This is a genomic window from Luteibacter sp. KNZ12-1A (assembly GCF_056755675.1).
This window is the reverse complement of sequence record NZ_JBPGXU010000129.1, coordinates 1-10135: the sequence shown is the minus strand read 5'-3', so window position 1 is coordinate 10135 and position 10135 is coordinate 1. Positions and strand designations below refer to the sequence as shown.

Genomic DNA, 10135 nt, shown 5'->3' with positions numbered 1-10135 from the left:
TCTTCCGGGGGTTCAATCACGTTTTCGCGATTGGCCGAACCCCATTCGGCCATGACAGCCATGACCGGACGAAGCGTCTGACCCAAGGCGGTCAGGCGGTACTCCGTTTTCGGCGGAATGACCGGGAATTCCTTGCGCGAGATCAGGCCGCAGTGCTGCAGCTCCCGCAGTTCCTTGGTCAGGATGCGATCGCTGACGGGCAGGCAGGCTCGACGGATTTCCGAGAAACGCAATGGTTCGTTCCGGACGAGCGCCCAGACGATTCTGGCTTTCCACTTGCCGCCCAGGATGCGCGAGGTGAACGCCACAGGGCACTTCGTTTCAAGTTTCATGGCAGCGACACTAACAAATAATTCCGTACTTGTTAGAAGTAAGTATTGGGATTCTCATGTACCCGGTTCCGGTATCACTCCCTTCAATGACGGCCGGACTTGAGGAGCATGCATGAAAGCGATCGGCATCAATACATCCAGCCGCGGGTTGGCCGTGCTGGACCTTCCCACGCCTGATACGCCGCCGCCCGGTCATGTGATCGTGGACATCGAGGCATGCGCCATCAACCACGGCGACAAGCTGTTCTTGACGATGCCCGACGCGGCCGGTCGAGTTCTCCGTGGATCGAACAGCGTATGGGGCGCGTCCGCGGCTGGCAAAGTGGCCGCGATCGGTGATGACGTGCCGGAGGACTTCCTGGGGAAGCCCGTGGCGATTTATCGGTCGCTTGGCATCGGTGCCAGGACGGTTGGGTTGTGGTCCGAAAAGGCGCAGTTGCTTTACACCAGCTGCGTCATCCTGCCTGATGAGGTGCGGATACGCGACTACTGTGGTTCGCTGGTCAATGCGTTCACCGCCTATGCCTTCCTGGATCAAATTGCGGCCGAAGGCCATCATGGTGTGATCGCGACGGCGGGCGCCTCGGCGACCGCACTGGCCCTGGCCGCGCTGGCGAAAAAACGCCAGGTTGCGGTGGTCCACCTCGTGCGTTCGCGGGCGCAAGGCGAGGAGCTCCGTCAACGGGGTCTTGCTCACGTCGTGGCAATGGATGACGAAGGGTTCGAGGACCAACTGGAACAACTGGCCCAAAGCCTTGCAACCACCGCGGTGTTCGACGGGCTGGGCGGCGCCTCGATCAACCGCATTGCGCCACACATGCCCATGAATACCTCGATCTACATCTATGGAACGCTGGATGCCTCGGTGCCCGTGACAATCCCGTCGCGGCTGTTCATGAGCAAAAACCTCGTCGTGAAGCGATTCAGCAACTTCAGCAGCACCACGGCCCAAGACCCGACACGGCTGGCGGCGGCGATGGCCGATCTGCGCACGGTCATCGCAGACCCTTTGTTTCGAACCCGGATTGGCAAAACCTTTCGTTTCGAGGAGATTGAAGCTGCGATGGCCTATCAGGGAACCGCCAACGCGAGGGCGGTTCTTATACCTCCGACCCGGCATCTGTAGTGTCACGCATTCACGAATTCGATAATGAGTCGTGCAACCGTACGGGGTGCTTCTTCCGGCATGTAGTGCCCGCAGGCGTTCAATACTCCACCCCGCACATCATCCGCGACCAGCTTCATCGTTTCTAACAGCATCGTGCCTACGCCTTGCTGTGCGCCAAAGGCCAGCACCGGGATTCCAAGCTTGCGTTCGGCGCGTTGCCGGCTTTCGGCCAATCCCTGTTGGCTGAATTGATGGCGATAGTAGGACAACGCAGCACGCAATGCGCCCGGCGCCGAGTTGACGCGAACGTATTCGTCCAGATCCACCGCACCAATCGCCCAGTTGTGAACCGACTTGGCATGGAACAGCCAGGTCAAGAACTCGCGCTCACGTCCTTTCAGCAGGATCTCCGGCAGATCGGGCAAACGATTGAAGGCGAAATGCCAGGTCTTCACGTTTGCCTCTTCCGAAGGAATGCCGCTCGCCAGCAATGGCGTGACACCCGGTAGGGCCGAATCGAAAACGGCCAGCCGCTTTACGTGCGCCGGCCATCCGGCCGCATAGGCATAACCGATCCATGCGCCGATATCGTGCCCCACGACATCGATGGGACCGTCAGCCAGAAGGCCCAGTGCTTCGACTAATCCATGAACGTCCGAAGCCACGGTCTGCATGTCATACCCGGACGTCGGTCGCTCCGAATCACCCATGCCACGTGGGTCCAGCGCGATGACACGGCGCCCGGCCTGGACAAGCTGCGGCATCACATATCGCCATGCGTACCAACTCTGTGGCCAGCCAGGCAGCAGCAGGATCGGCGAACCGTGACCACCTTCGACGTAGTGCAGGCGAACGCCGTTTACTGTGGTCGTACCGTGGTGGAATATCGACCAGAAGGCTTCTGGCGTGAGAAGGGGCGCTGCATCGTTTTCCGGGATTTGAATAATCACGTGTTCCACAGGAAGACCTCTTCGCTTCAAGTTCGATGACTGTTTTGTGACTGATTGGTCCGGCTGGCGGCTGTGCGCAGCACCTAATTAGATAGCAATCGTTACCAAATTGGTCAAAAAAACTTACTCGAGCAGCTTCAGTACCTGCTCGATCGGACCTGTCATTTCCTGGCGGGAGCGGCCGGTCTTGCCCAGCACACGCATGCCTTGCAAGACACACACCAGCAAGCGTCCGACGGATTCAGCGTCCACGTCAGAACGGATGGAACCATCTTCCTGTCCCTGCCGGATGCAACCGACAAGGCGCTTTTCGTGCATCTTGAAGATCAGGTTCACGCGCTTGGCCATCTCCGGATCGGAGCTCGCCAGATCCACAGCGCTACCGACCACCAAGCAACCACGTCGTCCCGCGGCGCCGTGGCTGTAGTCCACATAGAGTTCCAGTACCGCTCGCACTTGCTCGAAACCCGTTGGAGCCCCCAAGAGCGCCTGCTCCAGACGAGCGGCGCGCAGATCGACATAATGCTCGAGCGCCGCGAGGAAAAGTGCTCGCTTGTCCTTGAATGCCTTATAGATGCTGCCCTCGGTGAGTCCGATGGCCGCCGTCAGTTTGCCCAGCGAGGTTGCTGGATAACCGAATTCACTAAAGACAACAATCGCCTTGTCCAGGACATCTTCGAGCACGAATTCCCGGGGGCGCCCTGGCGCTCTGGTGACTGAATCTCGTGCAGGTGATCTAGACATGTCTTCATGTTAGGAAGTGATCGCTACCAAATCAAGTCTTTTTAAAATGATGCGTGTACTAGCCGCCGATGGATCCTGATGCAGACATACCCACCAGGCACTACATACCCATCAATTGCTTGCACCCATGGCGCGGAAAGTAAGCGCCAATACTCTGGCTGCCTGAGCTTCCCCATCCTCGTTGGGGGGGATGCGCCAGAGACAAGACAGTAGAACCAGCACGTCAGCCGCATGGTTACCCGGTGGCATCTCACCAGACGCTTCACACGCCGCTATCAACCTCTGTACCGCGTCCAGCATGGGCAGATAGGCGTCTTGGGAGTCTTGTTCCGAGAGCGTTGCCTGGAGCGACTTGGCCATCGCATGTTTGACCCTGCCGAGTTGAGCAAGGCGGTCGCACCAAAGGCGAAACGCCTTCAAGGGGCGATGGTGGGCAAGTAGCGCTGACGCGAGTTCAGCCTGTGCATCGATCTCGTTCTTATAGACCCCCAACACCAGAGCCTCCCGGTTCGGGAAGTGGCGGTAAAGCGTGCCCGCGCCTACGCCAGCCAGCTTCGCGATGGAGTTCAACGACACATCGGGGTCTGCCGCGAGCATGTCCCGCGCCACTTCAAGGATGCGGTCCCGGTTCGCACGCGCGTCGGTGCGCAGTTTTTCGCTCAATTTGGATGAACCTCTTGACGAAGCGGAGAGTTCTCCGTTAAATACGGAGAACTCTATCATTTTCAGCGAAAGGCATTCATCATGCAATACAGAAAGCTTGGTAACTCAGGACTGGACGTATCGCCCATCTGCATCGGTTGCATGGGTTTCGGTCGACCGGAACAAGGGTACCCCGCATGGTCTCTCGACGAAGACGCAAGCCGTGCTCTGATTCGCCACGCTGTCGACGCTGGCATCAATTTCTTCGACACGGCCAACATGTACTCCACGGGATCGAGCGAAGAGTTCGTGGGGAGGGCGCTCAAGGACTTTGCGCATCGTGACGCGGTGGTCATTGCAACCAAGCTATCCGCACCTACCCGAAACGGTCCCAATGCCTTTGGGCTATCGCGCAAGGCGATCATGGCCGAGGTCGACCACAGCCTGCATCGGCTAGGGACAGATTACATAGATCTCTATCAAGTTCATCGTCGCGACCAACTGACGCCGTGGGAGGAAACGCTTGAGGCGCTACATGATCTCGTGAAGATGGGGAAGGTTCGTTACATCGGTGCCTCGTCGATGATGGCGTGGGAGTTCAGTAAAGCGCTTCATCTACAGAAGGTACACGGCTGGGCTAGATTCATTTCCATGCAAGACAACTACAACCTGCTCGTTCGCGAAGAAGAGCGCGAAATGCTGCCGCTTTGCGCCGATGAAGGTGTGCAGACGATGGTGTATAGCCCCCTTGCGCGTGGCCGTCTCGCTCGTCCGTGGGGGCAAGTCACCGAACGGTCGCAAACCGAGCCTTCAGCTGCCGCGCAAAGCCCGGTGACGGCAGCGAGCGACCAGGAAATCATAGAAGCGGTTGCCGCCATCGCTGCCGAGCGTGGAGTGAATCAGGCACAGATTGCGCTTGCCTGGTTGTTTCGCAATCCCGTGGTTGCGGCACCGATTGTCGGGGCACTCAAAACCAGGCACATCGATGATGCGGTTGCGGCTCTCTCGATCACGCTTACCGATGATGAGGCGAAGCTACTGGAAGCTCCTTACACCCCTCGCCAAGACCACCAGGGCGTATCCGTACCAGCGCTATTGCATCGTGCCGCGGAGGCGGCCACCGGGTTCAGAGCCGACGCCGCCATACCCACCGGTGTGTAACCATGCCAATCGAAGTGACAGGGTGATCGGCGGGCGTATCCAGGCCTCGATGGTTCAGACCTTCGCCAGCGGGCCCTGCATGGCGGCTTCATGCAGATCGGAGTGCAGCTTGGCGATGAAACCATCCATCGTTTCCTCGCCCAGGTCGACGACCTTGGCACCGCCGCCAGCGACGACGGTCACGTCGGTGATGCCGATGACGCCGAGAATCATGCGCAGATACTGAGTGGCGATGTCGCGATCGCGAATCGGCGAGCCTTCCGTGTAGATCCCGCCCGAGGCAAGAAGCACGGTCGCCTTCTTGCCAAGCACCAGGCCTTTTCCGTCGAACCCCAGCGTCGTGCCCTTGCGAACGATGTGATCGACCCATGCCTTCAGTACGGCCGGAATGTTGTAGTTGTAGACGGGCGTGGCCACGACGATGTGATCTGCGGCCAGCACCTCCGCGACCAGCTCATCCGAAAGGCTCAAGGCTTCCTTCATGTCCGGCGAATGCTGCTCGGGTGGCGTGAAGTACGCCTGCAGCCAGGGCGCCGTGACAAAGGGCAGGTGGATTTGCGCAAGATCGCGAAAGACCACGCTGCCTCCCGCATGTGCGTTGCGCCACTCCTCGACAAAACGGCGGGTCATGTTGCGCGAGACCGAATGATTGCCGCGTGGGCTGGTTTCGATGACAAGAAGTTGGGACATGTCGACTCTCCATTGCTGGTGCCAGAAAACCGGGTCAGCCGTAGGTGGGCTGCACGCACGCATGTTGCGACCCTCCATTCTTCTTGAAAAGAGATATTATGGAGATAGTTTCTATCGGTTTTTATGATGTATGGCGATCGGCAATCTCAGCCTGGATCAACTGCGTGTGCTGGTGACGATTGCCGACGTCGGCAGTTTCTCCGCGGCCGCTCGGGAGCTTCGCCGCGCCCAATCGGCCATCAGCCAGGCGGTGGCCACCCTTGAAGAGATACAGGGCGTGCGCCTGTTCGACCGAAGCGGGCATCGGCCGCGGCTCACGGACATCGGCATGGTGCTGGTCGAACAAGCGCGCCTGGTGCTGGCCAGCGCGGCCCGGTTCCAGGCCGTCGCGGCCAGCAATCGCTCAGGGCTGGAACCGGAACTCGCGCTGGCGATCGATCCGCTGGTGCCGACCGCGCCATTGATCGAGACCCTGCACGCGTTGCGCACGACCTATCCGGACCTTCCCGTGAGTTTCACCACCGAGGGCCTGGGCGGCGCCTTGCGCCGCCTGCGCAATGACTCCGCCGCCTTGGCCATCTGCCTGCTGCTCCCCGCCGTGCCCGAAGACCTCATCGCGCATCCGCTGCTGCGCATCGACATGGTCCCGGTGGTCAGACCCGATCATCCTCTGGCATCGCTCGGAAGGCCTGCGACACCCAGCGACCTCGAACCGCACGTCCAACTCGTACTCTCGGATCCGGTCGATCCCGGCGGGGCCAACTACGGGGTGTCAAGCGCCAGGCTATGGCGTTTCGTCGATCTTGGGCGTCGCCTGGATTTCCTGCTGGCAGGGTTCGGGTGGTGCCGCATGCCCAGCCACATGGTGGCCGACGCCATCGCGGACGGGCGCCTGGCTCGCATCGAGATCGAGAACGATCCGACACCTGGCGACGGATTGACGATCTACGCAGCCCATCGGCGCGATCGTGTGCCTGGACCCGCTGGACAATGGCTGTTGGAAGCGCTGAGACAGCACCCCGGCTCCTAGGACATCGTTGATGGCGGAGGGGGAAGAACCTGGTCGTTCCCGAGGAATCATGACGAGCTTTGCTTGCCACGGGGGCTCGCCATTTCCATGGCGTGGAACTTCACAGGCTGTCCACTCGCTCTGCCTTACATACCGGCGGCAGCGATTTCACGGCGAGCGGCTATATGCACTCGGTCAATACGGCGACCTTGAACATCTCTTATGTGGAACTCGGTCCGCAAGCGGGCTGGCCGGTCGTTCTATCGCACGGCTTCCCCTACGACGTTCACGCATATGACGAGGTCGCTCCGCTGCTGGCGGACGCCGGAGCCCGGGTGATCATGCCCTATCTTCGCGGCTTCGGACCGACGCGGTTCTTATCGGAAGCAACGATACGCAGCGGTCAGCAGGCGGCGTTGGGCCGCGACATTATCGAACTGTTGGATGCCCTTGGTATCGAGCGCGCCCTTCTGGCCGGCTATGACTGGGGTGGCCTGGCTTCCTGCGTGGCGAGTGCGTTGTGGCCGGAGCGTGTCGCGGGCCTCGTTTCATACGCGGGCTACGACATCATCGACGTCGAGCGGCTTGGTCACGCCTATGCACCAAGCCTGGAGCAAGCCGTGTGGTATCAGCACTTGTTCCAGCACGAGCGAGGCCGCGAATGCCTCGCCCTCCATCGACGCGAGCTTTGCCGGATTCTCTGGAAGCAGTGGTCGCCGCATTGGTCGTTCGATGAGGCGACCTTCGAGCGAACGGCAGCCTCCTTCGACAATCCCGATTTCGTCGACGTCGTGATCCATTCCTACCGCTTCGACTTCGGGCTGGCCGAGGGGGACCCCGCACTGGCACCCCTGGAAGAACGACTCGCGCAGAAACCGCCGATTACCGTTCCCGCCATGACGCTGGATGGGACGCAAGACCCGCTCAAGCCAGGTGGCACCGCTGACCACGCGAAGATGTTCGCTGCGCGGCATGAGCACCGCATCGTCGAGTGTGGCCACAATCTTCCATGGGAAGCGCCACGGGATTTCGCTGATGCGATTCTCACCGTCAATCGTTGGACACGGGGTTAGTCACGGGAAACCGCCAAGGCGATCCCATGCGCGCGGCCTGCGCAGACCTCATCGTAACGAGCATGCCCTCGGGACACTGGTTGCCGCTGGAACGGAAGACGGAACTCACACGGGCCATCCGCACTTGGCTCAAGACTAAAAATCTCTGATCGCCGTTTACGACATTCCGTCGTATGCCAAGCGAGCGTTCTTGATCGCCACCTGGTTGCGATTCGTCCACTGAACAAGAACGTTCAGGGGCTCGAGAATCGTTTCGCCCAGAGGCGTCAGGCGGTACTCGACGCTCGGTGGCCTGGTCGGGAACACCGTCCGCGTGATCAACCCGTCGCGCTCCAGATCTCGGAACGTCTGCGTCAGCATTCGCTTGGAGATGTCCGGGATCGCGCGCTGAACGGCGCTGAAGCGATGCGGGCCCTTCGCGAGAGTCGCCACGACGAGCACCGACCATTTGTCGCCGATCCGGTCGAGAACGTCTCGCGCGGGACATTGCGAGTCGAACGCCCACGTTGGTTGATCGTGAAAGTAACGGCCTCCGGCGGATGCCGGGATGGTTACTACTTCCTTACCTTTTCCCAAAATTCTGCCTCCTTCACGCCGCGCCATAGTCTCATTAAATTACCTAATCTCAAATGCAGACCACAAGGAGAGACGCGGTGAAGCTGCTGCATATCGACACAAGCATCAAAACGACGGGATCGTTAAGCCGGGACATGTCAGCCGCGGCCGTGGAACGCCTCAAGCGTGAATCACCGGGCATGACGGTCCAATACCGCGACCTCGCCGCCCATCCACTCGGCGATCTCACCGGGGGCGTTTTCGCAGCCCATGCGCACGACGCGGACACCAGTGATCTCGATCAGGCCGAACTGAGCGACCTGGCAGAAAGTGGGAAGGTCCTCGAGGAGTTCATGGCCAGCGATGTGATCGTGATGGGCGTCGCCTTCTACAATTTCACCGTCCCGAGCTCCCTCAAGGCTTGGATCGACCGGATCTGTGTCGTCGGAAAAACGTTCAGCTTTGGCGCCAGCGGCGTGGTCGGGCTGGCGCGCGGTAAGCGCGTGATCGTTCTTCTGGCGCGGGGCGGAATCTATGGCGAGGGATCGCCGAACGCGCGCCATGAACATGCGGAAACCTATCTGCGGTCCATCTTCTCGGTGCTCGGCATCGACAACCTGGAGGTGATCGCCGCCGACGGGGTCGACATCAGTCCTGAACTGCGCGCGGCCGCGCTGGCGCGCGCGATGGGCAGCATCGAGACGCTGGCGGCTTAGTCCCGATTGCCTATCGCCGGCCGCAAGGCGCGCAGCCATCCGGCCGATCGGCTGCCATTGATGAACCATGCGCATAAGCTCATGCGCATGCGTGGCCTTACGGAGCGACGGCCGACGTAATAAATTCCAGGGGATCACGCTTCGTAAGGACGCAACCATATGACAGAAGAATCAGCGGCATCCGAAGCTCTCTCCGCTCGCCAGCAAGCCATCGTTCCCATCGCGGCCTTCGCCGCCACCGGCGACATCGGCCGGTTGACCACGGCCCTCGACCATGGACTCGACGCCGGCCTGACCGTGAGCGATACGCGGGAAATCCTGGTGCAGCTTTACGCATACGCAGGTTTTCCGCGCAGCCTCAACGCCCTCGGCGCCTTCATGAAAGTGCTGGAATCGCGCAAGGAACGAGGCATTCGCGACGCGGCCGGACAGGCCCCGAGCCGCGCCGTCCCCAAGGGCGACGCATTGCTTGCCGCGGGGACCGCCAACCAGACCCGATTGGCGGGCGGCCCCGTGAAGGGACCGGTATTCGATTTCGCGCCGGCGATCGATGAATACATCAAGACACATGTGTTCGGTGACATCTTCGAGCGCGACAACCTCGACTGGCAAAGCCGGGAACTGGCGACGGTTGCCGTGTTGGCCGCGTTGCCGGGCGTGGAGCCGCAACTGCAAGCTCACATGCGCATCAGCATGAATATCGGCCTTTCGGCGAGCCAGTTAGGCCAACTCGGCCAGACGCTGGCCGATCGTGTGGACGCCGAAGCGGCGAGGCGAGCACGTGACGCCTTGGAGCGGCAGCTAGCCGCTGCGTAAGGGCGTTCACCCGGCCATGCGGGGGCCGGTGAAAAACTCCACCACGCTCCATGGCGCGCGGTCGTTGAAGAACAGCCTGAGATTCCGGTCCGACTCGGCCGCCGTGGCCGAGCTGCGAGGAAAGAGGTCCTCTTCGTACGCGAGGAGCGTGGCTTCGATGTCCCCTGGATGGGCGATGATGGCCTTCGCCAGTTCCGCGCCGTCGAACATGGCGAGGTTCGCACCTTCCCCGGCGAACGGTGACATCAGGTGCGCGGCATCTCCTAACAGGGTGACTCCGGGCACTCGCTCCCAGCGGTGATGGACGGGAAGGGCATAGACTGTCTCTTATACACATCT

Annotated in this window: 13 protein-coding genes; 6 read left to right on the top strand and 7 right to left on the bottom strand. The window is 60.8% G+C overall.

Annotated elements, in window-relative coordinates; genetic code table 11:
• Positions 1–332, bottom strand: a 332-nt coding sequence (locus tag ACR9ZJ_RS17610) for a winged helix-turn-helix transcriptional regulator (RefSeq protein ID WP_481288499.1), incomplete at its 3' end; no start/stop codon positions are given.
• Positions 333–444: 112 nt separating this feature from the next.
• Between ACR9ZJ_RS17610 and ACR9ZJ_RS17605 the strand changes: the two genes are divergently transcribed.
• Positions 445–1458, top strand: a complete 1014-nt coding sequence (locus tag ACR9ZJ_RS17605; protein ID WP_481288498.1) for an MDR/zinc-dependent alcohol dehydrogenase-like family protein — start codon at positions 445–447, stop codon at positions 1456–1458.
• A gap of 2 nt (positions 1459–1460) precedes the next feature.
• Here ACR9ZJ_RS17605 and ACR9ZJ_RS17600 read toward each other — a convergent pair whose 3' ends face one another.
• The 3 genes from ACR9ZJ_RS17600 to ACR9ZJ_RS17590 form a co-directional block, all read right to left on the bottom strand.
• Entirely contained in the window at positions 1461–2399 is a 939-nt protein-coding gene (locus ACR9ZJ_RS17600) for an alpha/beta fold hydrolase (RefSeq protein ID WP_481288497.1), read from the bottom strand.
• 114 nt (positions 2400–2513) lie between these two features.
• A complete protein-coding gene (locus ACR9ZJ_RS17595; RefSeq protein WP_481288496.1) occupies positions 2514–3074 on the bottom strand; it encodes a TetR/AcrR family transcriptional regulator in 561 nt (186 codons plus the stop codon).
• A gap of 171 nt (positions 3075–3245) precedes the next feature.
• Positions 3246–3797: a TetR/AcrR family transcriptional regulator gene (locus ACR9ZJ_RS17590; RefSeq protein WP_481288495.1), complete on the bottom strand. Its 552-nt coding sequence runs from the start codon at positions 3795–3797 to the stop codon at positions 3246–3248.
• An 81-nt stretch (positions 3798–3878) separates the two neighbouring features.
• On the opposite strand from ACR9ZJ_RS17590, the gene ACR9ZJ_RS17585 reads away from it, so the two are divergent.
• The gene (locus tag ACR9ZJ_RS17585; protein WP_481288494.1) at positions 3879–4937 is read left to right on the top strand and encodes an aldo/keto reductase; all 1059 of its coding nucleotides are present in this window, start codon (positions 3879–3881) and stop codon (positions 4935–4937) included.
• Between the two features lie 54 nt (positions 4938–4991).
• Here the strand turns inward: ACR9ZJ_RS17585 and ACR9ZJ_RS17580 are convergent, their stop codons facing one another.
• Positions 4992–5690, bottom strand: coding sequence for an FMN-dependent NADH-azoreductase (locus ACR9ZJ_RS17580; protein WP_481288493.1), 699 nt, complete (start codon positions 5688–5690; stop codon positions 4992–4994).
• Between the two features lie 67 nt (positions 5691–5757).
• Here ACR9ZJ_RS17580 and ACR9ZJ_RS17575 point away from each other — a divergent pair, with 67 nt between their 5' ends.
• Both ACR9ZJ_RS17575 and ACR9ZJ_RS17570 read left to right on the top strand, forming a co-directional pair.
• Complete coding sequence (locus tag ACR9ZJ_RS17575; protein ID WP_481280295.1) at positions 5758–6657, top strand: LysR family transcriptional regulator; 900 nt, start codon at positions 5758–5760, stop codon at positions 6655–6657.
• A 164-nt stretch (positions 6658–6821) separates the two neighbouring features.
• Positions 6822–7709 carry an alpha/beta fold hydrolase gene (locus ACR9ZJ_RS17570; protein ID WP_481288492.1) on the top strand — a complete coding sequence of 296 codons (888 nt, stop codon included), beginning with the start codon at positions 6822–6824 and terminating at the stop codon, positions 7707–7709.
• A 156-nt stretch (positions 7710–7865) separates the two neighbouring features.
• On the opposite strand, the gene ACR9ZJ_RS17565 is transcribed toward ACR9ZJ_RS17570, so the two are convergent.
• On the bottom strand, positions 7866–8258 hold the full coding sequence (locus ACR9ZJ_RS17565; RefSeq protein ID WP_481288500.1) for a winged helix-turn-helix transcriptional regulator: 393 nt from the start codon (positions 8256–8258) through the stop codon (positions 7866–7868).
• A 104-nt stretch (positions 8259–8362) separates the two neighbouring features.
• Between ACR9ZJ_RS17565 and ACR9ZJ_RS17560 the strand changes: the two genes are divergently transcribed.
• Together ACR9ZJ_RS17560 and ACR9ZJ_RS17555 are read left to right on the top strand one after the other, a co-directional pair.
• Positions 8363–8980 carry an FMN-dependent NADH-azoreductase gene (locus ACR9ZJ_RS17560; RefSeq protein WP_481288491.1) on the top strand — a complete coding sequence of 206 codons (618 nt, stop codon included), beginning with the start codon at positions 8363–8365 and terminating at the stop codon, positions 8978–8980.
• A 159-nt stretch (positions 8981–9139) separates the two neighbouring features.
• Complete coding sequence (locus tag ACR9ZJ_RS17555; protein ID WP_481288490.1) at positions 9140–9796, top strand: carboxymuconolactone decarboxylase family protein; 657 nt, start codon at positions 9140–9142, stop codon at positions 9794–9796.
• Between the two features lie 6 nt (positions 9797–9802).
• Here ACR9ZJ_RS17555 and ACR9ZJ_RS17550 read toward each other — a convergent pair whose 3' ends face one another.
• A complete protein-coding gene (locus ACR9ZJ_RS17550; RefSeq protein ID WP_481288489.1) occupies positions 9803–10081 on the bottom strand; it encodes an FAD-dependent oxidoreductase in 279 nt (92 codons plus the stop codon).
• Between the last annotated feature and the right edge of the window lie 54 nt (positions 10082–10135).

Bases quoted from the DNA above. Each gene is read 5' to 3' on its own strand.
- ACR9ZJ_RS17605 (WP_481288498.1), top strand. From the start codon at position 445: ATGAAAGCGATCGGCATCAATACATCCAGCCGCGGGTTGGCCGTGCTG.
- ACR9ZJ_RS17585 (WP_481288494.1), top strand. From the start codon at position 3,879: ATGCAATACAGAAAGCTTGGTAACTCAGGACTGGACGTATCGCCCATC.
- ACR9ZJ_RS17580 (WP_481288493.1), bottom strand. From the start codon at position 5,690: ATGCGTGCGTGCAGCCCACCTACGGCTGACCCGGTTTTCTGGCACCAG.
- ACR9ZJ_RS17575 (WP_481280295.1), top strand. From the start codon at position 5,758: ATGGCGATCGGCAATCTCAGCCTGGATCAACTGCGTGTGCTGGTGACG.
- ACR9ZJ_RS17570 (WP_481288492.1), top strand. From the start codon at position 6,822: ATGCACTCGGTCAATACGGCGACCTTGAACATCTCTTATGTGGAACTC.
- ACR9ZJ_RS17555 (WP_481288490.1), top strand. From the start codon at position 9,140: ATGACAGAAGAATCAGCGGCATCCGAAGCTCTCTCCGCTCGCCAGCAA.